The following is a 26,939-nucleotide window of genomic DNA, read 5'->3' on the forward strand; positions in this document are numbered from 1 at the left end:
GAGCCGAGTTCACCGAGGCTCTACCATAAACCTACAATCAGATGAACGCATTTTTAGGAGTATTTTTTCACGCCCTGGGCGGGTTCGCTTCGGGTAGCTTTTACCTGCCTTTTCGCAGAGTAAAAGGTTGGTCATGGGAAAGCGCCTGGATCGTGGGCGGCTTTGCCTCCTGGATCATTGTACCTTTGATCATGGGGGCACTCACCGTCAAGGGATTATTCCCCAGCATTGCCTCCAGCGCTCCTTCGGTATTGTTCTGGACGTACTTTTTTGGCGTTTTATGGGGCATTGGTGGTCTTACCTTTGGGCTCACCATGCGCTACCTGGGGATTTCCTTGGGTATGGCGGTAGCCTTGGGTTTCTGTTCTGCCTTTGGTACCTTGATTCCCCCTCTTTGGGAGGGTACGTTTAACGAATTGCTCACTACTCGTGCTGGAAATTTTGCCCTGGCCGGGGTTGCCCTTTGTCTGATTGGCATCACTGTATGTGGTAGAGCAGGCATCATGAAGGAAAAGGAGCTGGATGAGGCTGCCCAAAAAGCTGCGGTAGCAGAATTCAGCTTGCGCAAAGGTTTGATCATTGCCACCATTTCGGGTATTTTGAGTGCTTGTTTTGCCTTCGCCCTCTCCGCCGGTCGTCCCATCGCTGAAAAAGCCATTGAGCTGGGTACGAATCCATTGTGGCAAAACAATGCCATTTATCCAGTGCTGCTCCTGGGCGGTTTTACCACCAACTTCATCTGGTGCATGATCCTCAATTTCCGCAATAAGTCATTTGGCGATTACACCAATGCCAAATCTCCCTTGTTGAACAATTACTCCTGGGCAATCCTGGCGGGGACTACCTGGTATTTCCAGTTTTTCTTTTACGGCATGGGCGACAATTACCTACCGCTCTCGATGCGCTTTTCGGGTTGGACCATGCACATGGCCTTCATCATCACCTTCAGCACCTTGTGGGGATTGTTGTTGCACGAATGGAAGGGATCGAGCAAAAGAACTTTCCGGGTGGTCTATTTGGGGCTTTTCCTAATTGTTTTTTCAACGGTACTGATCGGCATGGGCAGTCAGCTTTGATTTATGAACTCAGATTACACAGTAGCAGCGAAGCTGCCTGCGGAATGTGAGTTATTTAATCGCGGGCAAACGCCAGCCATACCGAACCGACAGCTGGCGAATGCTGAACACGACCACAATGGTGATCGACATTTTCCAGCGGAAATCGAGCTGAATGGTACCCAGCAAAACATACAACAAGCCCCCCAATAAACACACGGTAGCGTACAGTTCCGTTTCGCGCCGAAAAACCTGGGGTACTTCGTTGCACAACAAGTCGCGAAGTACCCCGCCAAAGGTTGCCGATACCGCGCCCATGACCACCGCAATGGCGGGATCAAGCCCCAGTGCCAGGGTTTTTTCCAGTCCTAAAACGGTAAACAAACCAATCCCCAAACTGTCAAACCACAAAAACGTACGCGGGAAACGCAGGATCGTTTTGCGGAAAAAATAAACCACCGGAATGGCCGCAAGGATCGCGAAAAGGAAATTGGTGTCGCGCATCCAACTAACGGGTAGCCGCCCAATGAGTAAATCGCGGATGGTGCCACCACCTACTGCCGTAGCCCAGCCAATGACCGCGCCGCCAAAAAGGTCAAACTTCTTTTCGGCAGCGCTGGCCATGCCACTGATGGCAAAAACGAAGGTTCCGAGTAGCTCAAACACATAAATGAAATCCATAACCCTATTGTTTGTTTTCGAATGGCAAAACTAATTCAAGTACCGCAGAAAAATTAACTTCCCGATTTTGGGTTTTGAATAGGAAGTCGAACGGTTCATTTCAAGTGAGCTTCCTATTCAAAACCCTCTAAAAAAATCGGGAAGTAATTTTTTGCGTCATATTTAAGCACAACCAAACCAAATTCAGTCATGAGATCGCTCTACATCCTCCTTCTTTTTCTTGGGCTTAACCTGTCAGGCAATGGCCAGGTCACGGTAAACAACCTTACTTGTGAACACCTGGTCAATCCCATGCCGCTGGATGCCAGCAAACCCCGACTCAGTTGGAAATTGAACAGCCCCCAGCGCAATGTGCTGCAAACGGCCTACCAAATCCGGGTGGCTTCCGCAGCAGACTTTGGCAAAAAAAGCCTGGTTTGGGATTCCGGCAAGCAGAATTCCGCCCAATCGATTTTGGTAGAATACATGGGCCCAGCCCTGCAAAGCAGCAAGCGTTATTACTGGCAGGTCAAAGTTTGGGACAACCAAAACCACGAAGCCGCCTGGAGCGAAACCGCCTGGTGGGAAATGGGCTTGCTCAAACCCGAAGACTGGAAAGCTTCCTGGATTGAACCAGAATTGACCGTCAATACCAAATCGATGCCCCCGCCTCCGCTGACGCGTAAGGAGTTTAGCCTGAGCAAAAAAATCCAGTCAGCCCGCCTCTACGCCACCAGTCATGGCCTCAATTTCATGGTCATCAATGGAAAAAAAGTGAGTGAAGACCTGTTTACACCCGGATGGACAGCTTATCAGGATCACTTGCAATACTTCGTGTACGATGTGGCCAACCTGCTCAATCCGGGTGCCAACGCCATTGGGGCTGTACTCGGCGACGGCTGGTATCGGGGCTATCTCGCTTGGGAAGACAACCGCAATGTGTATGGAGAAAAATTGGGCTTGCTGGCGCAATTGGTTGTCACCTTCACCGATGGTTCTCAACAGATCATTGGTACCGATGCTTCCTGGAAAGGCCAAAACAACAGTGCCATTCGCATGGCCGATCTGTACAATGGGGAAACCTACGATGCCCGCATGGAAATCCCCAATTGGTCCAAACCTGGTTTTGACGACAAAAGCTGGTGGGCGGTAAACGTAGCCAATTTTCCTAAAAACAACCTCATTGCACCTCAAGGGCCACCCGTGCGTCGCATTCAGGAACTCAAGTCGCAAAAAATCATTACCACGCCGCAGGGGGACAAAGTCATCGATTTTGGGCAAAACATTACGGGATGGATCCGTTTCAAAGTCACCGGCTCTGCCGGAACGACTGTGAACATCCAACACGCCGAAGTACTGGACAAAAAAGGCAATTTTTATACCACCAACCTGCGCCACGCGAAGTGTGAATTGAATTACACCCTCAAGGGCGTTGGAGAAGAAACCTTTGAACCCCATTTTACTTTCATGGGCTTTCGCTACATCAAAATCTCCAATTATCCGGGCAATTTGAGCGCCGACAGCTTCACCGCCGTGGTGATCCACAGCGACATGAAGAAAACAGGCGAATTTACTTGTTCCAATCCTTTGCTCAACCAATTGCAAAGCAACATCAACTGGGGCCAAAAAGGCAATTTCCTGGATGTGCCCACCGACTGCCCCCAACGCGACGAGCGCTTGGGCTGGACAGGTGATGCACAGGCCTTTTCGCGTACCGCTGCCTACAATTACCAGGTGGCTGGTTTTTTCAACAAATGGCTCAATGACCTGATTGCCGATCAAGGCGAAAACGGTGGTGTACCCCACGTTATCCCCGATGTGTTGCAACGCAAAGAGAAGAAGAATCTCCCTGGTTCTTCGGGTTGGGGCGACGTGTGTACCATCGCACCCTGGAACATGTACCTCGTTTATGGGGATCAGCGCCTGTTGGAGCGGCAATACAACTCTATGGAAAAATGGGTAGGCTGGATCACTTCCATTGCCCCCGATGGACTTTGGAAGGGCAGTTTCCACTTTGGCGACTGGCTGTTTTACCAGGCACAAATCAGCAGCGCGATGGAGAAAAGCGGCTACACCGATCCCGATTACATTGCCACCGCTTTTTATGCCAACTCGGTCGACATCCTGCGCAAAACGGCTCAAGTATTGGGCAAAAAAGCCGATGAAGCCAAGTATGCCGCTCTTTTTGCAAAAATCAAAGCTGCATTTAACCACGAATACGTGGCCGCTTCGGGACGTACCATTTCTGATTCGCAGACCTCTTATGTATTGGGACTTAAGTTCAACTTGTTTGAAGAAAATGTACGCGCTGCGGCCACCGCACAGTTGGTCAAAGACATCAAATCGCGCGGAAATCACTTGTCTACGGGTTTTCTGGGTACTCCATATCTTTGTCATGTACTCTCAGAAAATGGGCATACCAATGTGGCCTACGACCTCTTGTTTCAGGAAACTTACCCCTCCTGGTTGTACCCGGTCAAAATGGGCGCAACCACGATTTGGGAGCGTTGGGACGGTATCAAGTCGGACAGCACTTTCCAGGATGCCGGCATGAACTCCTTCAACCACTATGCCTACGGCGCCATCGGCGATTGGATGTACAGGGTTACGGCTGGCCTGGAAATTGGAAAGGTGGCCTACAAGCACATCCTGATTCAGCCACAACCTACGCCAAAATTGAATTACGCCAAAGCCACTTTCCAAAGCAGTTATGGCGAAATTATTTCTGGTTGGGAGCGGCAAGGAGATAAGATCAAACTGACCATAAAAATTCCAGCGAACACCACGGCGACGGTGCGGTTACCGACTCAAAATGCCAGTAGCATTCGCGAAGGGGGAAATCCGGTATCCAATGCGAAAACAACCGCAAAAGGGGTTGAAATGGAAGTGGGGTCTGGAGAGTATGTGTTTGAGTTTTAGAATTGTTGGTACCTGCGGTGCTTCAATACGACATGGAGCGCGGCTTCAGCAATGGTGTACACAGTGAAAGCTGTTCAACCAAACAAGAAAAGCCCTGCTTCTCAACGAAGCAGGGCCCAAAATATAAAGCTATGAAAACTAAACGTGTTGATGGGAGGATTACTCCGCCTCTTTGCCACCTTTCAGGTGATCCTGGTAAGCTTCCAGTTCTTCCCACTGTGCAGCATCAGCCATTGCAGCTTGTTTGCTCCAGGTAGCAGGATCGTGGATGCGGAAACGAGGACCAGCCTCGTCCAAAATCGCTTCTAAGGTTTCGTTGGATGCAGCAGCCAATTGCGCCCAGGTAGTGATACCCGCAGCGTGCATCAGCTCTTCGATTTTAGGACCAATGCCTTCAACCAATTTCAAATCATCCTGTTTTACCTTTTTGCCGCTAGGCAAAGTAATGGAAACTGATTTGGTCGTTTTTGCAGGCTTTTCGGCTACTTCAGTAACTACATCCACCACTTCTTCCACTACTACTAGCGTTTCTGCTACTTGTGCAGGTGTTGCAGCAACAGCGTTTTCCAATGGAATAATGCTTACGAAAGTACGATCTTTTTTAGATCTGGAGAAAACAACCGTACCTGCAATTTGGGCATGCAATGTAAAATCTTTGCCCAGGTATACATTGTCACCTGGGTGAAACTTGGTTCCACGTTGGCGAATTAGGATATTTCCTGCCTTAGCATACTGGCCTCCGAACAATTTCACGCCTAGGCGTTTACTGTTACTGTCCCGGCCGTTATCGGAACTACCGACGCCTTTCTTATGTGCCATGACTTTTTACTTTTTTGTTGGTTTAACCAGCGATGCTGTCAATTTTGATTTTGGTGAAAGACTGACGGTGACCGTTTTTAACCCGGTATCCCTTGCGTCTTTTCTTTTTAAATACGACCACTTTATCACCTTTCTGGTGGCCTAATACTGTTGCACTGACCTTGGCATCGCCAACGAAAGGCTTGCCAATCTGCACTGCGCCGTTGTTCTCAATCAGTTGAACCTGATCAAAAGATACTCCGTCGCCTGCACTTGCGTCTAGCTGGTGGACGAAGAGCTCCTGCCCTTCCTCAACTTTGAATTGTTGACCAGCTATCGTTACGATTGCAAACATGATGAACGAATTTTAATTGCTTTTTGAAGAAATTGGCTGCAAAGATAAGTGATTGTGTCATATTGCAAAACGTTCGTTTAAATTTAGTTGAAAAGAAATGGGGAAATTTATGCCCCCGCGGATCAGATGAAACCAAAATTAATCGAGGTGCCCATTTTTTTCAATTTTTTCAAGGTTCATGTAACCTTTTTTTCAAAAATCCGTAAATACCCATTGAAAACGTTTTTGATCAAAAACCAGTAGTTCACTAATGACCCAAATACTGATTGTAGACGATGAGGCTAGCATCCGCAGGGCCTTACGCGAAATCCTTGAGTTTGAAAAGTTCAAGGTGAGCGAAGCGGTGGACGGCATGGATTGTTTGGCCAAGCTCAAGGAGCAGTCCTTTGATGCGATACTGATGGACATCAAGATGCCCAATCTGGATGGTATGGAAACCCTGGAACGCCTGCAAGAAGTGGCGCCGGACACTCCCGTGATCATGATCTCGGGGCATGCCACCATCGATACTGCGGTAGAAGCCGTAAAACGTGGCGCTTTCGACTTCATCAGCAAGCCACCAGATCTCAACCGCTTGTTAATTACCTTGCGCAATGCCCTGGACAAATCCAGCCTGGTTGTTGAAACCAAAACGTTGCGCCGCAAAGTAGCGGGTCGGCAAGTACAGGAAATCATCGGAAATTCTTCCCGAATTCAATTCATCAAAGATACCATTGAGCGCGTAGCGCCCACTGAAGCCAGAGTTTTGGTAACTGGGCCCAATGGTACCGGTAAAGAACTGGTGGCCCGTTGGATGCACGAACTCAGCAGTCGCGCTGCTGCACCCATTATCGAAGTGAATTGCGCGGCGATTCCTTCGGAGTTGATTGAAAGTGAATTGTTTGGTCACGAGAAAGGCTCCTTTACTTCGGCGCACAAACAAAAACTTGGCAAATTTGAACAGGCCAATGGTGGCACGCTGTTCCTGGATGAAATTGGCGACATGAGCCTTTCTGCGCAAGCCAAAGTATTGCGTGCACTACAAGAAAACCGCATCACCAGGGTAGGAGGGGAGAAGGAAATCCTCGTCAACGTGCGGGTAGTTGCCGCTACAAATAAAGATTTGCGGAGAGAAATCGCAGTGGGCAATTTCAGAGAAGACCTTTACCACCGCTTGGCGGTTATCATCATCGACGTACCAGCCCTCAATGATCGGCGCGAAGACATTCCACTGTTGGTAGAACATTTTTTGAACATGGTTTGCACAGAATATGGCATGCCCGTCAAAGGCATCAGCGATGAAGCAATTACCCATTTACAAGCATTGAACTGGACGGGTAACATCCGGGAATTGCGCAACGTGGTAGAGCGCCTGGTCATCCTGGGTGGACATACGATTAGTGAAGAGGATGTGCAGCGGTATGTGGCACCTTTGAGTGCGCCGGCGTTGGCAACTGCATGATAGCCCTTAAATAAAGGTATTCTGGGTATGAATGTGCTTTTGACCAAGCTCATTCAATAAAGGATACACTTGTTTGAATTTTTCAAAAACTTCCGCGTACACCTGGGAATTATTGCGATTCGGGGAAAAGACTTGCTCTTCTCCATCGGGCTCTTTGTGCTTTATTCCCAACGCTTTGAATCCAATCAGCACTGCTCCCCAGGCCGAACCCTCCACTGTTTGAGAAAGCGCAACTGGCATTTGAAATACATCGGCTACAATTTGGAGCCACAAATCACTTTTGGCAAAACCGCCACTGACCCGAATCTCAATATTATTGCGTTCGGCTGTGGAAGGAAGCAACACCTCCGCAATATGCCGCAGCCCCAAAACAATGCCTTCCAGCGTAGCACGTACAAAATGGGCTTGCTGATGGTTGATTGTAATCCCGAGAATGGCTCCTTTGGCGGAAGCATCCCAGATGGGAGCACGTTCGCCTAACAGATAGGGAACAAACAACAAGCCCTCCGAACCTGCCGCAATGCTGCTGGCTTGTACAAACAAATCTTCAAAAGAAGCGTTGGTACGCAACACACTTTCCTTTAGCCATTGCAGCACTACTGCTCCATTGTTAATAGCCCCCAGGCTCAAGTATTGGTCTTCGACCAAATGATAGCACTGCGTCCGCATAAGTGGATCAACCGTAGGATGGTTGACAGGCAACCGAACGGCTCCGCTGGTGCCAATTGTAAGCGCCAGTTTATCTGCCGCCATCGCCCCGGTTCCAAGGCTAGCCAAGGGGCCATCACCTGCTCCGATTACATAATTTTGCTGATCTTCAATGCCGGATGTGTGGTACAACGGGGATACAACTTCAGAAAGTTGATCTGCCCGAATGCCTAGGTAATCGAGAATTTCTGATTCCCATTGAAGCGTGGACAAATTCATGAGCCCTGTACCAGAAGCCATCGAAGAATCAACCTGGTAACGTCCGGTGAGGTGGTGCCAGATGTATTCTTTGGCACTGATGAATTTGTACGTACGCTTAAATATGGCTTGCTCTTTTTCCTTGAACCAGAGTAATTTGGTCAATGGACTAAAGGAATGGATAGGAATGCCTGTCTTTTGATAAATTGCCAATCCTCGGGGCGACTGCCTTAAACATTCCGCTTGTGCATTTGCCCGATTGTCGGCCCAAAGAATGCAATCGGTTAGCGGTTGACCAGCTTCGTCTACCAAAATCAGGCTATGCATGGCCGAACTAAAGGAGAAAAACGCTGGTTGAAACTGCTGGGAAACATCGTGTATACAATCCAGGACCGCTTGCAACAACTCCGCTGGTTTTTGAATGCTCCAATTTGGATGTGGATGGTGCATTTCATATTCCCGGCTCACCTGAAACAATTGTTGCCCTTCAGGAGAAAAAACTACCGCCTTGGTTGCCGTAGTCCCGATGTCTATGCCAACGTAATTAGGGATCATTTTTTGGTGTTACCGCTTCTCCAAAGTTTGATGAGCAAAAATTAGCCATTTGGAGAAATGCGCGGCAAAGTTATCAGAGTTGAGAAAAGAAGAGGCTATTCTGGTTGAAAAAATCAACTTTTCCTGAATAGCCTCCCTTGCAGAGTTTTTTTGTTTGTTTATTTATCCCACCATACTTTGGTGTCCAAGTCATCGGCGCCTTGGCGTGCAATGGCTTGATCTACATTGGTTTTGTTGACTGAAATTTCCGAGTTGGGGTACGTCAACCGATTGATGAAATTGCCTTTGATGGCTTTTCCAGGAAACGGATTTGGTGAAAGTTTTGGAAATCCACTTCTGCGGAAATTGGCAAATGCCTCTGGCCCATTCAGGAAGGAAGCAATCCAGTACTGGGTATTGATTTGCTCCAGTGCCTTGCTGGGGTCGAATGCATTGGCCGCCAAATAGGTATCAATATCAGCCGTAGCTATGGCAGACTTTGCATCATACAGCGCCATTTGTTCCATGTGCAAGCGAATTCCTCTTTGGAAAACCTGGGCTATCGTACCCGTAGCCCAACCCCGCTGAATGGCTTCCGCGAGGAGAAGCTGGGTTTGGGCAGCCGTTACCAAAAACATAGGAGCCGTATTTTTAACTACCCGGGTACGGTCAGCTTGGGTGTAATCGTAAAAACTGGCCAAACCGTCTTTAGCCGCCTGCACAGTGATGGTGCTGTTGTCGAAACCAAAGGGCATCCCAATCTGAGAAGCCGCATCGGTTTTGGCCCTGGCCGCAGTTTGCTCTGGGCCAGATTTGGCGCCTACATAGCGAACTGCAATGGCACTCAAACGAGGATCCGCGGTACTTTTCAACTGATTGACAAAAGGCGCAGCCAGGTAAAAGTTATTGGCTTCTGTAGAGTTGAGCATTTGCCCAATGCCATTGACGTAGTTGGCGTCGTGCCGGATCACGCAATTGTCTGCATTCGCATCCAATAAAGGGCCTTGAACCGCTTTTTGAACTGTTGCTTGAGCAAGAGCAGGATCCACCTTGGTCAGGCGCATCCCTGCGCGGAGCAACAACGAATTGCCCAGTTTTTTCCATTGGGTAATGTTGCCACCATACAATACATCGGCAGATTCAACGGTTTTGGCAGCATCCAGTGCAGCGGTAGCCTCCGTCAATTCTTTGATGATTGCAGCATAAACTGCTTGCTGGGCATCGTATTTGGGCAACAAAACCTGGGCAATGTAGCCTTTACCTGCTTCTGTATAAGGTACGTCGCCATAGGAATCGGTAACCACAATGAAGGCATTGGCTTGCCAAATCCGAGCCATGTTGTACAAATTACTGCGGGTAGGCTGATCCTTGGTGGCATTGATGACATCTGCGGTGAACCGGATGACGCCTCGGTAGTAACGCTGCCAGTTTTGTTGGGTACCATCGCGGTTGTCCTGATTGAAATTGGCGCCAGTGAGTACCCCTGAGTTGGGGGATACCATTTGCTGCACGATCCCAATTTCGTTTTGAACAGTACCTGATACAAACGAGGCTGCAATGACCGCATTATTGAGTGAAAAAACCGGGTTAATGCTGGTAGCAGCCGTTTGGTTGATGTTCAGGTCATCAAAACCTTTGTCACAGGCCACAACGGTCAGTAGTGCCAAGGATAGGAGAATATATTGAAAACTCTTTTTCATGTTCAGATCTTTTAGAATTTAACATTGAGGTTGAAACCCAAACTTCTGGTGGTGGGCAATCCTGTAGATTCCATCCCAACCAGGTTGTCAGAGCTGTAGCCAAATGATTCTGGATCAATGTTGTCCACCCATTTTTTGAGCAAGAGGACGTTGTTGGCAACAAAACTCAATTTGAGCGATTTAACTGGGAAATTTGGTCCAAGGTGCTTGGTGAAATCATAGCTTGCGGTGATCTGCCGCAATTTCCAGAAGCCACCGTTGTATACCACTGGTTCAATCAACGCAAGTGATCTTACCACTGACCAATAATCCTGCACATTGGCTTTGACGGTATTCGTCTCTCCTTTTTCATTGACGCCAACGCCTACCACACCTCCATCACGACCAACCAATGTCGCTTTGTGCAAACCATGGCGATACGCGTTGAAGTTGGTACCTGACAGCATCATGTTCCCCAATTTGAAATCGATCAAAAACGAAACGCTCAGGTTTTTGTAGGTAAATGCGTTATTGAAACCACCTACCCACTTTGGCAGTGCAGAGCCGTAAGAAATCAAATCAGCCGTTCTCAATGGAATGCCATTGGCGCCAAAAACCTGTTGGCCCTGCGCATCCCTTCTGTATCCAAAACCATAGATTTGGCCCATTTCCTGACCTACTACCTGGCGCAATTCACCGTTGAACACGTGTGTACCAACTGTAATTCTTTCGCCAGCTTTATCCGTCAACAAGCTCAATACTTTGGTGATGTTGTAAGAACCGTTGAAACTTAAATCCCAACGGAACTTGCTGGTTCTGATAGGTACCAAACTAAGCAGTACTTCTACACCATTGTTGCGGCTTTTTCCGCTGTTGATCAGGGTATTGGTGAAGCCGGAAGCGTCTGAAACCTGTGCGGATACGATCTGGTCATTGGTGATTTTTTGATATACCGCCGCATCCAAAGAAACGCGGTTGTCAAACATTTTCAACTCCAGACCAATTTCTGCTTCGGTTGCTCTCATTGGGCGCAAACCTGCATTGGGCAAGGTATTGCCTTGAGAACCCCCAACTGGCTGTGCTGCACCCGAAGGGTTGGGGTACAAGTTGGCGTTGATGCCATAAAAAAGGTTGTTGGCATAAGGGGATACGTCGGTATCGCTTCCCACTTCCGCATAAGCTGCTCTAAGTTTGCCAAATTTCAACCATTTTGGCAGGGTGCCAAAAGACTCAGAAAAGACATAACTACCTGATACAGAAGGATAAGAAATGCTCCGATTCTCAGCAGAAAGGGTAGAGAACCAATCGTTGCGGGCAGTAACGTTGAGGTACAAAAAGCTTTTGTAAGAGAATTCTGCCGAGCCATATACAGAGTTTACAGCCCGTTCGGACAAGCCATAGATGGGATCTTTCACCCGGCCATTCATTACGGTGTATAAATCACGAACGACAAAATCGGTCACCTGAACGGAGTTGAGATCTGAGCGGCGGTACATCTGGTTGCCACCTACGTTGAAGTCCAGACCAAAATTGCCAAATTTACGGCTTCCAGAAATCAATACATCCATATTGGTTTCGCGGAATCTGCGAGATTCCTGGGTGTAAACCCCATTGACAAAACCCGCTGGAGCATTGGCCAAAGAAGCCTGGCCGGTTGGGAAGTTGTTGTAATCCTGATCCCGTGACCAGTAATCTTGACCAACCCGACCTTGTACAAATAACCAGGGGGTGAGGTTGTACTTCACCGAGATGTTACCAAAAAGACGATCTCGGGTAATGTTCTGAAACTGTTCAGCCAAGGTGAAGTATGGGTTCGTGCGGTTACGGAAGCGAGAGTAAACAAATTCGTTTCCAGCTGCATCGTATTTTTTCTGATCCAGCAGATCGAAGGGCATGGAATTGGCCATGTTGTAAATAGCCGTAGGGATCGAGTTGTCCTGGTTGGCGATGTTGGGTGGATTCTGGTTGTACTCGTTGGAATAGTTGATGTTTCCAGAAAAACTCAATTTGCTCGACAAATCATAAGCGAAACCAAGATTGATGGTCTTGCGGTTGAATTTGTTGTTGGGAACGATCCCCTGGTTGTCCATATTGGCAAAGGAAAGGTTGAATCCTCCTTTTTCATTGGCAGCAGAGAGGGAGATGGTATTGGTCAGGTTGGATCCATTTTGGAAAAACTTCCGAATGCGATCGAATTGAGGCTCGTAAGGCACGGTAACGCCATCAAACAAAACCTGGGTCATGCCAGGCTGGAATTTTTCACCAAAAGACCATTGCCCTGAAGTGGGGTTTGGTGCAGTGGGGCGCGTTCCGTTTTCGCCTTGACCATATACGTATTGGTAATCGGTGAAATCCAACGGCGTCTCATTGGTATAATTGGAGTTGAAACTCACCCCAATACCCTTGCTTTTGCCCCGGGTTTTGGTGGTGATCATGATTACCCCATCTTTGGCGCGGGAGCCATAAAGGGCGGCAGCAGTTGCACCTTTCAGTACAGTAAGGCTTTCGATGTCATCCGGGTTGATACTGGAAAGTCCATCGCCCCCATCAGAAGTGTTTCCGCCACCACGTACGCCAATCGAGTTGTCGGCAGCTGCGTTTCCGGGGTTGGTACCAAAGTTGGTGTTGTCAATCGGGACGCCATTGACTACAATCAGCGGATTGTTTTGACCGGAAATGGAAGATTGACCTCTGATCCGAATTTTGGAAGTGCCACCAGGCCCTGTACCCAAACCGGAAATGTTTACCCCGGCAACTTTGCCTTGCAGGGTATTGATAAAGTTCGCAGATCGGTTTTCAGAAAGGGCATCACCGCTTACTGTGGTGGTCGCATAGCCCAATTTTTTTGATTCTTTGCGAATACCCAGTGCAGTTACCACCATCTCTTTCAATTCCATAATGGCTTCGACCATCGTAACGGAAATTTGCGTACGGTTGCCTACAAGTTCTGTAATGGTATTGAATCCGGTTGAGCTGAAGCTCAGTGAATCGGTAGGTTGCGCAGCGATGGCAAATTTTCCGTCAAGTTCCGAAACAACACCCCTTGTTGTCCCTTTTACCAGGATAAGTACTCCGGGGATACCCTGACCAGAATTGTCCAGTACTGTTCCAGATATTTGTTGTGCCATTACTAAGGTAGAGAAAAACAAAAATAAGCCGGTAAGTAATGCCCCTCTAGGAAAGCTGATCGCTAGCAGGTGCCCAATGAGTTGATTTTTTCCCATGATCCGATTGATTAGGTTTTTAGAGATTAGAAAAGACCATTACAAAGGTGGTGGTTTCAAAATTTTATAACTTCCAATAAAGCTTGGTGGCGAATTTTGTACTTTTTTTATAGTGCATTAACTTATTTTTGTTGGGTAGGACGTTTGATTGAACTCTTGCCGCACTGCCAATGAATCGATTGATACTTCAGCAGGGTACGACTGACCTTCTTCAGGATTTTCCACACATCACTGAATGGGCAAAATTGAAGGTTCAGCACGTACAGCTCAATTCTTTTGAGGTTTCAAGCAAAACAGGCATCAGGGTTGGCTTGATCTCCGAGGGAAAATACGATTGGAACATTAATGGACAAGGTTACACCCTTTATCCAGGTGATGTTTTTTTGGTGTTTCCCTGGCAGAAAATGGGAAGTCCTAAAGGCATTCTGGAGATTGGCGCATTGACCTGGATAGAATTGCAACTCAGCAACTTTGAAGCATCAGGGGCTTTGCAATTGGGAAACTGGAGCAATATCCCTGAGTCCGATCAACGGGTGATGGGAAAAATTATCACCATGAACCAAAACCCGATTTTAGCCAAATTCACCGTTGCTGCTGGTATTTTTCAAGAAATTGAACATGAATTGTTGCAGCAAGAAATGGGCTATCGCACCCGGATCAACCACTTACTGGATGAATTATTCATCAGTATGGTACGCCACCTGAGCAAAACAGAGAATTTTCGGAGAGATTTCCCTCAAATTTTCCTGAAATTGGAACAGACCCTCCGCGAAAACCTGAATCATGCCTGGACCGTAGAAGAAATGGCTGGCCTGGTTGGATTGGGCATCAGCGCTTTTACCGAAAAGGTCAAAGGGTTTACGGGTTTTTCCCCGCTACATTACCTGATCAATTTACGCATAGCAGAAGCAATCAAATTGTTGAGGCAAACCAACCGGAGTTTGACCGATATTGCTTTGAGCACGGGTTTCTATTCCTCACAGCATTTTTCGTCTACATTTAAAAAACTCACTGGTTATACGCCACGAGATTATCGAAAAACGCAATAAAGGACAACTAAAAAAAATTGCCTCAGTAATCCTAATTTTTGTGACCGAAACAATCAAAAAAAATGGAGTGTATTCTCACCGTCGACATCAATACCTCATCAGTCAGGATCCATGCATTTGACCTGACTGGACAAGTTTTGGGCATGCGCAAAGGTTCCTATCCTACTTTTCATCCTCAGGCAGACTACAGTGAGCAAGACCCGGAGCAAGTCTTCATAACGACGCTTTATGTTTTGAAAAATTTTCTCAACGAGGTCATTCACTCCCAAAAATACAAAGTCAAAGCGATTTGTTTTTGTGCAGCAATGCACAGTGTTTTGGCCTTAGATAAAAATGGCCGCCCCCTGGGAAACGCCATTATTTGGGCCGATAACCGAGGCATCAAGCAAGCCAAACAGTTGAAAAATAGCAAGGAATGTACCCAGATATACGAAGCATCAGGAACCCCGATCCACCCCATGTCGCCACTCATCAAAATCGCATGGATGAGTCAACAGGATCCAGAACGCTTTGCTCAGGCTTACAAATTCATTTCTTTGAAAGAATACGTACTCCTGCAATTGACCGGAGAATACCTGCTTGACCAAAGCATTGCTTCCTCCACGGGGATGTTTGATATTCACCAATTGAAATGGCATCCTGAAGCACTCAAATTTGCAGGGATTACCCCGGATCGGCTTTCTACTCCCGTTTCCATCTTTTTTGACGAAGTCGGTTTGAAAAAGGAATACAGCAAATCTTTGGGGCTTTCCAGTGCTACAAAATTGATCATCGGCTCCAGTGATGGCTGCTCTGCTACACTCGGGTCCGGCAATATTGCGGCAGAAAAAGCAACCGTAACACTTGCCTCTAGCGGAGCGGTCAGGGTAGCCAGCAAAGAAATTTTGGTGGACAAAAGCCAGCGTTTTTTCAACTATCTGCTTGCTGAAGACTACTATATTTCTGGTGGCCCAACCAACAACGTAGGGGTGGTATTCGATTGGTTTTCCCAGCAATTTGGTAGTTTTGATCCCCGGCAGGATATTGAGCAAGTCAAGGCTGAATTGTTGCGAGAAGCAATTCAGGTTTCTGCCGGAGCCAAAGGGTTATTGTTCTTACCTTATTTATTAGGCGAACGAGCACCCATCTGGAATGCCAATGCGAGGGGGGTATACTTCGGGTTGAACATCACCCATGGCCAAAAACATTTGCTGAGGGCTACCGTTGAAGGAATTTTGTTTGAGGTGTACAGCATTGGTAAATTACTGGCCGAGCACCGGAATTTCAGCAGCATTAGTCTAACCGGATCTTATGCCAGCGTACCTCTTTTTGCCCAGATCCTTACCGATATTTTTGGATTGCCCATTCATGCCAATACTGGCGTCGACAATGTAGCATTGGGTACCGCATTGATCGGACTTACGGGCATGAATTATTTCAAAAACCTGAACGAAACGTCCTCCAATCTTCCTGTTACGGAGACCTATCTTCCCAATAAACAAAACCATGAGCTCTACATGCGGTATTTCGAGATTTTTGAACGACTGAGTACCAAATTAGAACCAGACTTTGAATTGATTACTGCTTTACAATAAATCCTTGCTGGTAAACTAAAGCTGTACAAGTTGCGGTTATAAGTGCGAAGTGATTCTAATTTCTTTTTCTATTTTGCCAAAAAAATCAGCCAATGCGCCTTCGCAGCAGTATTATCGGCATTTCCTTGCTGTTTTTAACCTTGAATGCATCCGCACAAAGTGGAATGGCCGACAGCATTCAACGCATCCATTTGTGGCTTAGTAAACACCTCAGAACCAGTCCTGAAGGCAATGCCTGGCCCGTAGCTCCCGAAAGCAACAACGAGCGGATCAGCCTTGATTTGTACAGCGGTATTCCTGGAGTCATCCTGTTTTATCTGGAAGCTCACCATGCAACCAATCGCCCGGAATACCTAACCGCTGCAAAAGGAGGCGGAGATTTTTTATTGTCAAAAATACCTTCCCAATTGAATGAATACGATACCCAGGGAATAGCCGGGTTATTTTCGGGAATCAGTGGGGTAGGGTTTACCTTGCGGGAATTGTACAAAGTAAGCAAAGATGAGCGCTACAATGAAGGATTTCAGCGTTGCCTCAAATTGCTGACCAACGCTGCGGATTCACGTGGAGAAATCACCCATTGGGGCTTAATCAATGACATTATTTCAGGAAATGCGGGTATTGGTTTATTTTTATTGTATGCTTACCGGGAAACTAAAAATTTCACTTACCTGGAAATGGCAGCCAATACCTGCAACTGGCTGGTTGCCAGTGGACAACGAGTAAGTGTAGATCAGTGGAAATGGCGAATGGGGCCTGGAATTGAAAAAACCATGCCTAATTTCACCCATGGGACTGCGGGTATTGCTTATTTCGCAGCCGAGGTTTTTGCCATTTTAGAGGAAGGGCGTTACCTGCGTACTGCCTTAAATGGCGCCCGGTATTTGCAGACCCTCAAAAACCCGGAAGGCCTCATTCCGCACCACGAGGAAGGAGATGGCAAGGAACTGTTTTATTACGGGTATTGCCACGGCCCGGTAGGCACTGCAAGGCTGTATTACGTATTGTACAATTCTTATAAAAAAGACCGAAAAACCTGGGAAAAAGCCTGGAAAGCTTCCATAAATACCCTTTTGAAATCCCCTATTCCTCAGCAGAGGACTCCCGGGTTTTGGAACAATGTAGGCCAATGTTGTGGCAATGCAGGGGTAGCCGAATTTTTTCTGACCTTGTACCGCATGGAGGGAAAAAAGAAGTACAAAGATTACGCCTGGTTGCATACCCAGGATCTCTTAAATCGCGCCACCGCTGATGCCAATGGACTGCGTTGGATCCAGGCCGAAAACCGTTCCGAACCAGATAATCTCAGCGCCCAGACCGGATACATGCAAGGCGCAGCGGGGATTGGCATCCTATTTTGTCATTGGTTGGAATTGGAGCAAGGCAAAAAGCAATTGATTCATTTTCCTGATGAACCTTACCGGAATTACTAATAAAAAGATCCTTAAGCCGTACTCCTGCAAGTGAAAACTTCTTTTACAATTCAAGGCTATTTAGTGTCAATTCAAAGCAGTTTACAGCGGTTTCATTGCAATTTGTCAAAAATATTACCACTAACAGGCAACCTATCCAGCCTCAGAATCGTTCTTTATTCGATTTTGGGATTGTAAAAAAACCAAAATCTATTATTTTTTGTCTTTCAGACAATCCTGTTAACCCAAATATTTCATCACCTAAACTGTGAACTGTGGTAATGGCTAAAAAGAGCAAATGGACCGCCGAGGACCGCATCATCGAGTTGATTGCCTGGGAACTCAACATCCCGACCTCGCGCATCAACCCACACACTGATCTCGTAGACGACTTATACCTTGATTCGGTTGACAAAGATTTATTGATTGCCAAATTGGAATCTCAATTTGGTGTTTTCTTAAATCAGGAACAAGCCGCAAAAATTGATACTGTACGAGACGCCAGTTTTTTCTTGCAGCAAAATGCTGCCTAGAAAAGTTTTGGGTTTTCGGCTGCTTAACAGTGGGGTAAAATGAAACACTTTTTTTTACCGCCCCTTAGCAGCCGAAAACCCCAAACTTAAAACCTTCCTTCCGATTTCACCTATTTCAAGGGTGAATCAATTCTCTCAAAAATAAGCCAACAAAAAAAAGGGGTAAGCGGCCGCAGCCCCTACCCCAGTATGTAAATTCCCCCTTAGTATGTTTAACTACCTTTTTCTTATTTACCTTACAATTTGAAACACCTTGCGCTCGGGTTGTCCATCGGTCTGAAGTACAAACTCCAGGATGTAAATACCGTGCGTTATTGGTGGGAATTCAAACTGTTGGACTGATCCTGCGGCCAAAGCCTGGTAGGATTGACTACTCAGCAATTGTCCTCCCATGGTGCTCAACGTAACGGTTACGTCTCCGGTTTTTCCTTTATCCAGGCTAAAATTGACCTGATCGGCGTATTGCAATGGATTTGGGAAAACCTTCCAGATGCTTTTTTCTTCTACAATTTCTTTCACAGCGGTGGTTACTTCTCCATTTGGATTAGTTGTGAAGGCTTTATCTGCTGAAACAATTTGCCATTTTTGCTTGTCGTCTCCGATGTAGTTCTGCAAGGTAACTTCGCTGGATTTTGCAGCAAGTCCTCCTTCTATGTACAAACCACTCTTTTGGTTTTTGATGAAAAAACTACTGTCACTTGCCGCTTCCAACAACCAGTTTTGAGCATTGGTACCATTCACCCGGAATTGCCAGATTCTGGTACCAGGGGTAGAACCACCTCCGAAAGCGTCCAAAGCCAATTCACTCTGTTGGCCAGTAATCACCCATAAATTTTCAGGTGTCTTTTTGAAGATAAACTGCTGATGTGTTGCGGCACTGACTCTGGTACCCAGTTGGAGAAATGCTCCTGCACCAGTTGAGGCACCCGCAATTTCAAAAAATTTGCCAGTGGCTTTGTTGCGAAGAACAAGTGGTTTGTCTGTTTGAATACTCACATTTGGCGCTACTCCCGTACATTCTGTGGTACGGATATCGGTGACACGAGCGGTGTTTTTGCCGATCCATTGTTTGTGGGCAGCGTCCCAGTTTGCTTTATAACCTCCCTGGATGTTCCCTACTGCATTGCAAGCAAAAGCAGCGACGGAATTCATCAGTTCATCGTTGGTTACATTCACTGCTTTTCCAGCTATAGGGTAGCCTACCCAGGAGTTTTTCTTCAAGCAAGTAAGGTCTTTGCTGGCATCTTCTGCCAGTCTTCCAGCATATTGGTGGTCGATGTGGTCGCCAGTATTGAAAGTAAGATCTGCCTCGGGCATGTTGATGGTGGTGGTTTTGAAACCCGCAGATTCGGCTACGATGAGCCTGCGCACAGTTGCCACCAAATCTTCCCAGCCTTGATACGTCGTTGAGCTGTCGACAGCAATGACGGAAGGAACAGTTTTTTCCTTCAATCTTTTTAGCGACTGGTTTCCTGTTTTGGGATAACCGTCACCGCTGGCATTGCCATCCGGAAGTCTTAGAAAATAGTTGACGGTATTTTTATACTTGTAACAAGCAATTTTATGCGAGTTGGCATATACGAAAGTATTCAATTCACTTTTGTCCGCTTGAGTGAGGATGTCTGCAAGAAATTTGGCCGACAATTTGGAGCCATTTTCGCGTGCCTGAAAGTACGGAATGAAGGCCGAGCTCCCATTGCCTAACCCCGCATCTCCGGCGGTAAGGGTAATGAATACAGTTTTATTTTTCGAATTAAGTACATCAGGTTGGGCGCTTTTGGCCATAAACAGCTGCCAGTCATCTTGATGGGCAACAACGTAGAACGAAACGGATTCTAATTGCCCAAAAATAACTGAAGTAGGTACGATCAGCAGGATAATGGCCCACAAGATCTGCTTGAGGTACTGTTGGGTCTGAACTAAAGAAAACGAATTTAGTGGTTGGAACTTTTTCATGGTTGAGTAAAATTACAGGTTCACAGTTTAGAGGAAATACAAGAGGTTGTGGGTTAAACTTGTGTTTTTTGAATCGCAGCAAGGGGTGTACGGAAGAGAATCCATAGATCCAGCCATAGATTGTACCGCTTTGCATATTCGATGTCCAGTCTTTTGCGGCTATCCTCGGATACACCCGTTTTGCCACGTTCGGTCACTTGCCATAGTCCGGTGATGCCTGCGGGAGCCGAGAAGCGTTCCACCCATTCATCTTTCGTCAGTTTTTCGGCTTCGTACACAGGTAGAGGGCGATTACCAACCAGCGACATATCGCCAAACAGGACGTTGAAAAGCTGAGGCAGCTCATCAATACTGGTATTGCGGATGAATTTTCCAACCCTGGTAATACGTGGGTCGTTCTCGACCTTTAAAAAGGTATTGCGATTCTTTTGGGCTTGTTCTTGCATGTATTCGCCCTCACAAATAAAGCCATCGTCTTGCAGAAGCAGCGTCCCTCCATTGTATTGAGGATCGGTTGTCTCAGCTACTTGACTGGTTTGATTGTACTGATTCATGTGCTTGAGTTTGCTCAGCAATTGATCAGAATTGGGCCGCATGGAGCGGAATTTGTAAAAGTTAAAGACACGGTAGCCTTGTCCAACACGCTTGGCATTGTACGTAACGGGACCACGTGATTCCAGTTTGATCAGGATCGCAATGACGATGAACAAGGGCAACAACATCAAAATCAGGATGCTGGATGCCACAATATCCATGGTGCGCTTCCATAAAGGAATTTTGTAGGAAGGGCTGCCAATGAGAGAATTTAAAACTTGGGTCATGGCTGGAAATATTTAGAAAGTTTGGTATTGGAATTAGTTGATCACTTTTAGCTGTTGGGCGATGCGCAAACTCAGTTCACGTGGGTGAAAAGGCTTGATGACAAAATCTGCTGCACCAATTTCAAGGCATTTGATGCGTTCATCTACACTTTCTGAAGAAGAAAGGATCATGCAAGGAATGTCTGCAAATTCTTCACTGTTTTTGAGTTGCTGAAGCCATTCGCGTCCATTGATGCCAGGCAATTTTAAATCGGTGATGATGATGTCAGGGCGGAGACCTGCTTCCATTCTCAATTGTGCTTCTTCAGCGGTTTCTGCGGTATATACTCTGTATTCCGCGCTTAAAATGCGTCCCAAAAAAGAACGCATCATTTCATTGTCTTCTACTAAAAGAATGTTCGCTTCCATTTCAATTGGTTTATGCCACAAATTTAGGGTGAGAAAGAGGGGTGTGGATTGATTAATAGGGCAATCGGTCAAATGCGAAGGTTTTTGGTCAAAAACTGCCGATAAATGGTAGCTGAAGTTGCCGAGGGACAAAACCCGGTTGATTTACCAAAAAACGACAGAATTTACCAATTGCCGTTTGCTCTTCACCCCTGACCGAAGAATTCTGGAAGCAGTTCGGAGGGCATGTACATTTGCATTGTAAATCGAACACAATGAAAACTGTTATCCACCCTGTAGTAAAAACAACCACAAACGCACTGCGAGCCAGTATCAAGGAGATACTCCGCTGGATCAGCAGGCCACAAAGTGAAAGAAGATACATACCTGAATTAGATGGCTTACGATTTGTTGCCATTATGACGGTAGTTATTCAGCACCTCAGCGAAAGACTGTTCCGAATTCAACCACAGAGCATTCAACAAAGCTGGGAACATAACCCGCTGCATTATGCAGCATCAAGAGGTAGCATTAGTGTCTTGCTTTTTTTTGCCATCAGCGGGTTTATCTTGAGTTTACCATTTTGGAATCCTTCGAAACCGATAGCGTATAAAGGATACATTCGAGGCCGCCTTTTACGGATCGAACCGCCTTATTTGATCTGGATGTGTTTATGGGCACTGGTTTTGCTCTTGTCTGGGCGTTTTGCCGCAGGAGATTTAGGGCAGCATCTGTTGGCGAGTTTATTGTACAGTCATACCCTGGGATATGGAGAATTTTCGGTGATCAATCCAGTGGCTTGGTCTTTAGAAATAGAAATCCAGTTTTATTTATTGGCTCCATTGTTTGTGTACCTATTGCGGCGCTATTTTAAGCCGGAGCCTCGCTTTTGGATCATACCTACACTTATTTTGGCTTATACAGCAGTGATGCACGTAATGGGGTGGCAACATGGGTTGCTTAAATTTACATTGCTAGGGCAGTTACCTTATTTTTTCATGGGATTATGGATCGGGGATCAGTACCAACAAGGAAGGATCGCTGAAAAGCGGAGTCCTTGGGCCATGCTGATCCTACCTTTTTGGATCGTGATGATGTATACCTGGTCTGAAGAGTTTTTGAAAACCATCGTCTTTTTGGCAGCACTTGGTGGTTTTTTCACCTTGTCACTGCGGCCCTCCTTGTTTCGGAATTTATTGCGCAATCCTTGGGTGGCAGCCATCGGAGGCATGTGTTACACCATTTATCTGGTGCATTTGCCGCTACTTGAGGGCTTTAGCAAACTGACCCAAGGCTGGTTTGTACACCCCAATTACCTGGTTTCCATGCTGGTGCATGGTGTGATGTGGGTGCTTCCGGTGTTGATGTTTAGCATCGCAGGATACCTGTTCTTTGAAAAACCATTTATGAACCGCAATTGGCCCAGCATTTTCATGCAGTTTTTGAAATCCGGATTGAAACCGGTTAGCAGGGCCAATGCTAGTACGATTATTACAGTGTTAACTATAGGGGGAACTTTTTTTGTGGGTAGGGCAACCGCTCAGACTGACACCTTAACATGGCAAGGTCGGGTGGTTGCACCCCTACCCGTTTTGATCGAAAGAGCCACCCAAAATGCGATTATTTTAAAAGAAACAGACCGACAGATTGAAATTTATGCTGTCGATCGAGACATTACCAAAAAGCAATGGCTGCAACACTTTTCGATTTCTGGAGTTTCCGATGCAGGCAATGGCAACTATGTGAGTACCAACAATGACGGGTTTCGTGCCGTTAATTCCAGCTCAAACCGACAAACGGTTCAGTTTGCTGCTGGTGTCAATGTGCAAATTCCCTTGACAGCACTTACCAGCCGCAAGGATGAAATCAAAAAGCGGACGCTGATCATGGAAAAGGAGATGTTGCACAAGTCCGGACAAATTCAAACCATTAAGCAAGAAGTAATTGCAAGATACACTCAATTTAAAGAAGCACTGCGCTTGCTCGAATTGCAATCTGCTGCAAAAGAAGCCAGTACCTTGCAACTCACGGTGGCTGAAAAATACTTCAAAGAAGCCCAGATGAGTATTGATGAATATGGAAAAGCCATGGAACTACATTTCCAGGCGAGGATGGAGCTGGAACGGCGCAAGTCTTCGGTGGAAATGGCATATCACTTGCTAAATATTATTGTCGGAGAATCAATTAACTAATTCCCATGAGCTTATTGGATTTTTTAAGGATAATATACCGCAACGGGATCTGGATGGCCTTGTGCGCTGTCTCTCTGGGTGGTCTTACCTGGGCAAGTCTAAAGAACCAGGCGCCCCAGTATTCCTCCCATTCGGTAATCAATACTGGATTGGTTTCGGCCTATACCATTGAGTCCAATGAAGGCGGAACCATCGATTATGCGTTTACCAACAACGAACTACAAAACATCATCAACGTAGCCACTTCTTACCACACCATGGAGGAGTTGGGCTTGCGTTTGTTGGCACATGCGCTGCTAAAAGGCGATAGCGCTCAAATTCTGCTTCCAGAAAACCGCAAGGAACTGGAAGAAAACCTTGGGGCTAAAGTTGTAAAAAAATTGCGCGAATCGCCACTTGGAACCATGGCCGCCATTGTCAAAATGCGTGACCACGATCGGGAGAATGTCGTCTATAAATTGCTGTATTCGGATCATCCACTGTTTGGAATTGAACATTTGCAAAAAATAAAGGTGGAACGCCACGGCAACAGTGACATGTTGCACATCGCTTATACTACAATTGATCCAGGTATTTGTCAACTTTCTTTGCAAATGCTGGCGGAAATCATGATGTCAACCCAGCTTAGTTTGAAGAAAGGACAATCCGGAGATGTGTTGGATTTTTTTGAGGAAGCAACTCAGAAATCCGCCAGCGAATTGCGCACAGCGGAAAACGATTTGCTGCGTTTCAACGTGAGCAACCGCATTATTAACTACGGGGAACAAACCCGGTTTATTTCGGGTAAAAAAGAAGACATTGACGAATTGCTCTATAAAGAATTGATGAATCTGGCTTCGGCGGATTCAACCATGCAAAGACTTGAAATTCAATTGCGGGAACGAATTAACCTTCCTAAGTTGAACCGCTCCATCATGGATCAACGCAAAGCACTGGCGGATTTGAGTTCCAAAATCAGCACCATGGAAATTTTACCGGACAGTACCGCAGAATTTTCTGCCGCTGATTTGCGCAAGCTTAAGCGGCAGGCAGAAAAGATGCGTGGAGACATCCGGGAAACGGTAGATGAAACCTGGGTCAATTCCAATATGCCCGAAGGCCTGCCCGTACGCGATGTACTCACCCAATGGCTCAACAGCGTATTGAGAATGGAAGAATCAACTGCTCGCCTACAAGTCATCCACAAACGCCAGCAAGAATTCATCAAAATCTACGATATGTTTGCGCCCTGGGGGTCAACCATCCGACGCATGGAGCACCAGATCGATGTAAACGAAAGGGCTTACCTGGAAAACTTGCACAGTTACAACCAGGCCCGCTTGCACCAGATCAACATGATGATGAGTTCCAACCTCAAAATCATCGACAAACCCGTGTTTCCAAACAAGCCCGAGGCAGACAAAAAAATGATGTTTGTGATTATGGCGTTCATGGCGGGGATATTTTTACCATTGGGTTTGTTTATTGCTCTGCACTTGATGGATCAATCCCTCAACTCGGTACAACGCGCTGAAGAAAAAACCAATCTAAAATTGGCCTCTGCCATGCCCTTCGTGGATAAATTCAAGATGGGGCGTTTTTCCAGAATAAATTATGCTTCGATCAATCACCGTGCCATGGAGCAGTTGGTTTATGCCTTGCGCCTTGATGCGACCAACGTTCCATCTCCGGTGATTGGCTTTTTTTCTACCCGCAATGGTGAAGGCAAAACCTGGCTAATCGATCGATTGACCGCGTTTATGGAGAAAAAAGGCAGCCAGGTGATTCGGTTGAAACCCAGCGAATGGATTGCACGCAAAGCAGAGTTTGAGCAACGTTTGCTCCAAACGCCGAGTTGGGTCTTTATTGAATTCCCATCCTTGTTGGAACAATCTGATTTCATTGCCGTAATGGGCGATGTCCACTGCTCCCTTTTGGTTTCGTACGCCCGCAAAGTTTGGTCTAAAGCCGATGAACGAGCCCTGGTTCGCCTACATCAGGTGGCCAAAACGCCCTTGCACTTATTCTTGAATGCTCTGGCCATTGATCAAATGGAAGACGTGATCGGAGAAGTGCCAAAACGCAGAAACTTGCCACGCCGTTGGCTGAAACGTATGGTAACCCTGCAATATTCTTAAAATGTCTGGAATGCCAATCTTTATATATTTTTTGTAAAGTACCCAAGATGAACACTGAATTCAAGCAAAGTCCCATATTGTGCTTGGCTCTCCCCGCGTGGGAGGGCAATTACACCAAATCAACGGTTGAGCTGATGAGGGCTGTATCGGAAACGGTTCCGGTGTTGTACATCGATTACGCCTTTACCTGGAAAGATGTGGTGATGGCCTTTTTGGGTAAAAAACCTGGTTTGCCCATCAAAAAAGTGCTTGGACTCAGCAGCCGATTGCGTAAGCCAAGTGCCAGTCTAATGGTGTGGAGTTTACCGCCGCTGTTGCCGATTAATGGCCTGCCCAAAGGGGGGGTATTCGATGTCTTGCACCGCATCAATGAATGGATGGTGCACCACAGCCTCTTGAGGGCTGTGAAAGTCTGGGGGCAACATCATTTTGCGGCAATCAATGCTTGTCAGCCGCTTTACGCCAAAGCAATGCAATCGATTGGTGCAGCATGCCTGCTGTATTATTGCTATGACGAAATTGGCGCTGCCAATTGGACGGAGCGCCACGTTGCTCGCTTTGAAGCAGAAGCCCTGAAAATGGCCGATGGCCTCATTTGTTCAGGCAGCCATTTGCTGGCGCAAAAAAGGCAGCCCGATCAGCCTGGCGTTCAAATTCCCAACGGCGTAGATGCCATTTTTCTGAACGTAGAAAGAGCTGCGGCCACAACTGATCGCCCTGTGATCGGGTATGTGGGCAGTTTGGACGAACGCATCGATCTTGATCTGGTAGAAGAAGTGGTTAAGTCTATGCTTGAATGCGATTTCTCTTTCACTGGGAGGGTGCAAGATGAGGCCATCTCTAATAGATTGTCCAGATATTCCAATGTGCATTTTAATGCGCCAATCGCCTATCATGACTTGCCTGAGCGCATGCGACATTTCTCAGTGGGGATTATCCCTTTTCTCCGAAACGAGCTGACCAACGGCATCTATCCAATGAAAGTCAACGAATACCTCGCTCTCGGTTTGCCCGTGGTGAGTACCAGTTTTGGCGACATGCCACAACTGGCCTCCTGGGCCAATTTGGCCAACGACTCCCAATCTTTTGTAGCAGCACTCCGAGCCGTTATTTCGAGTGATAATGCTGAAAAAATGATACAACGCAAGGCTTTTGCCAGCAACCAAACCTGGCAGGCCAGAGCTCGGCAATTATTGGATTTTGTTGGGAACACATCAGAAAAAAACTAAAGAATATCCAAAAAACGATGCGATTTGCAGGATACCTTGCCTTTTAACCCAAAAACCTAAGAATTCAGCTAGAGGGTCTCATATCACTTAATTTTGGA

The 26,939-nt window shown here is 46.6% G+C and carries 19 protein-coding genes; 10 read left to right on the forward strand and 9 right to left on the reverse strand.

Translation table 11 applies throughout. The features are described from left to right. The first annotated feature begins 41 nt into the window (after positions 1–41). Positions 42–1,076, forward strand: a complete 1,035-nt coding sequence (rhaT, locus tag ABW391_RS03550) for an L-rhamnose/proton symporter RhaT (RefSeq protein ID WP_353480449.1) — start codon at positions 42–44, stop codon at positions 1,074–1,076. Positions 1,077–1,127: 51 nt separating this feature from the next. Here rhaT and ABW391_RS03555 read toward each other — a convergent pair whose 3' ends face one another. Beyond that, positions 1,128–1,736, reverse strand: coding sequence for a trimeric intracellular cation channel family protein (locus tag ABW391_RS03555; protein WP_353480450.1), 609 nt, complete (start codon positions 1,734–1,736; stop codon positions 1,128–1,130). Between the two features lie 189 nt (positions 1,737–1,925). Between ABW391_RS03555 and ABW391_RS03560 the strand changes: the two genes are divergently transcribed. Further along, on the forward strand, positions 1,926–4,634 hold the full coding sequence (locus ABW391_RS03560; RefSeq protein ID WP_353480451.1) for a family 78 glycoside hydrolase catalytic domain: 2,709 nt from the start codon (positions 1,926–1,928) through the stop codon (positions 4,632–4,634). 159 nt (positions 4,635–4,793) lie between these two features. On the opposite strand, the gene rpmA is transcribed toward ABW391_RS03560, so the two are convergent. Then, a complete protein-coding gene (rpmA, locus tag ABW391_RS03565; protein WP_353480452.1) occupies positions 4,794–5,453 on the reverse strand; it encodes a 50S ribosomal protein L27 in 660 nt (219 codons plus the stop codon). A 22-nt stretch (positions 5,454–5,475) separates the two neighbouring features. Next, complete coding sequence (gene rplU, locus ABW391_RS03570; RefSeq protein WP_353480453.1) at positions 5,476–5,787, reverse strand: 50S ribosomal protein L21; 312 nt, start codon at positions 5,785–5,787, stop codon at positions 5,476–5,478. Between the two features lie 250 nt (positions 5,788–6,037). On the opposite strand from rplU, the gene ABW391_RS03575 reads away from it, so the two are divergent. After that, on the forward strand, positions 6,038–7,228 hold the full coding sequence (locus ABW391_RS03575; protein WP_353480454.1) for a sigma-54-dependent transcriptional regulator: 1,191 nt from the start codon (positions 6,038–6,040) through the stop codon (positions 7,226–7,228). Between the two features lie 6 nt (positions 7,229–7,234). Here the strand turns inward: ABW391_RS03575 and ABW391_RS03580 are convergent, their stop codons facing one another. The 3 genes from ABW391_RS03580 to ABW391_RS03590 form a co-directional block, all read right to left on the reverse strand. Further along, positions 7,235–8,689 carry a gluconokinase gene (locus ABW391_RS03580; RefSeq protein WP_353480455.1) on the reverse strand — a complete coding sequence of 485 codons (1,455 nt, stop codon included), beginning with the start codon at positions 8,687–8,689 and terminating at the stop codon, positions 7,235–7,237. A gap of 158 nt (positions 8,690–8,847) precedes the next feature. Then, entirely contained in the window at positions 8,848–10,368 is a 1,521-nt protein-coding gene (locus ABW391_RS03585) for a SusD/RagB family nutrient-binding outer membrane lipoprotein (protein ID WP_353480456.1), read from the reverse strand. A gap of 11 nt (positions 10,369–10,379) precedes the next feature. After that, positions 10,380–13,571, reverse strand: a complete 3,192-nt coding sequence (locus tag ABW391_RS03590; protein ID WP_353480457.1) for a SusC/RagA family TonB-linked outer membrane protein — start codon at positions 13,569–13,571, stop codon at positions 10,380–10,382. A gap of 170 nt (positions 13,572–13,741) precedes the next feature. Between ABW391_RS03590 and ABW391_RS03595 the strand changes: the two genes are divergently transcribed. The 4 genes from ABW391_RS03595 (at position 13,742) to ABW391_RS03610 (ending at position 18,139) form a co-directional block, all read left to right on the forward strand. Continuing rightward, positions 13,742–14,620: a helix-turn-helix domain-containing protein gene (locus ABW391_RS03595; RefSeq protein ID WP_353480458.1), complete on the forward strand. Its 879-nt coding sequence runs from the start codon at positions 13,742–13,744 to the stop codon at positions 14,618–14,620. Between the two features lie 62 nt (positions 14,621–14,682). Further along, the gene (locus ABW391_RS03600) at positions 14,683–16,194 is read left to right on the forward strand and encodes a gluconokinase (RefSeq protein WP_353480459.1); all 1,512 of its coding nucleotides are present in this window, start codon (positions 14,683–14,685) and stop codon (positions 16,192–16,194) included. A 92-nt stretch (positions 16,195–16,286) separates the two neighbouring features. Next, the gene (locus ABW391_RS03605; RefSeq protein ID WP_353480460.1) at positions 16,287–17,627 is read left to right on the forward strand and encodes a lanthionine synthetase LanC family protein; all 1,341 of its coding nucleotides are present in this window, start codon (positions 16,287–16,289) and stop codon (positions 17,625–17,627) included. Between the two features lie 260 nt (positions 17,628–17,887). Further along, positions 17,888–18,139 (forward strand): acyl carrier protein, encoded by a 252-nt coding sequence (locus tag ABW391_RS03610; protein WP_353480461.1) that lies wholly within the window; start codon positions 17,888–17,890, stop codon positions 18,137–18,139. Between the two features lie 231 nt (positions 18,140–18,370). Here the strand turns inward: ABW391_RS03610 and ABW391_RS03615 are convergent, their stop codons facing one another. The 3 genes from ABW391_RS03615 to ABW391_RS03625 are packed head-to-tail and all read right to left on the reverse strand — an operon-like array spanning position 18,371 to position 21,324. Beyond that, positions 18,371–20,095 (reverse strand): RICIN domain-containing protein, encoded by a 1,725-nt coding sequence (locus ABW391_RS03615; protein ID WP_353480462.1) that lies wholly within the window; start codon positions 20,093–20,095, stop codon positions 18,371–18,373. 53 nt (positions 20,096–20,148) lie between these two features. Beyond that, positions 20,149–20,916, reverse strand: a complete 768-nt coding sequence (locus ABW391_RS03620; RefSeq protein WP_353480463.1) for a sugar transferase — start codon at positions 20,914–20,916, stop codon at positions 20,149–20,151. 33 nt (positions 20,917–20,949) lie between these two features. Next, positions 20,950–21,324 carry a response regulator gene (locus tag ABW391_RS03625; protein WP_353480464.1) on the reverse strand — a complete coding sequence of 125 codons (375 nt, stop codon included), beginning with the start codon at positions 21,322–21,324 and terminating at the stop codon, positions 20,950–20,952. Positions 21,325–21,578: 254 nt separating this feature from the next. On the opposite strand from ABW391_RS03625, the gene ABW391_RS03630 reads away from it, so the two are divergent. From ABW391_RS03630 to ABW391_RS03640, 3 genes are read left to right on the forward strand one after another with little or no spacing between them, the layout of a single operon-like run. Then, a complete protein-coding gene (locus ABW391_RS03630) occupies positions 21,579–23,495 on the forward strand; it encodes an acyltransferase family protein (protein ID WP_353480465.1) in 1,917 nt (638 codons plus the stop codon). A gap of 5 nt (positions 23,496–23,500) precedes the next feature. Further along, positions 23,501–25,612 (forward strand): GumC family protein, encoded by a 2,112-nt coding sequence (locus ABW391_RS03635; RefSeq protein ID WP_353480466.1) that lies wholly within the window; start codon positions 23,501–23,503, stop codon positions 25,610–25,612. Positions 25,613–25,659: 47 nt separating this feature from the next. After that, a complete protein-coding gene (locus tag ABW391_RS03640) occupies positions 25,660–26,841 on the forward strand; it encodes a glycosyltransferase (protein WP_353480467.1) in 1,182 nt (393 codons plus the stop codon). The last annotated feature ends 98 nt before the right edge of the window (positions 26,842–26,939 follow it).

Source organism: Haliscomenobacter sp. (assembly GCF_040403615.1).
Lineage (GTDB): Bacteria > Bacteroidota > Bacteroidia > Chitinophagales > Saprospiraceae > Haliscomenobacter.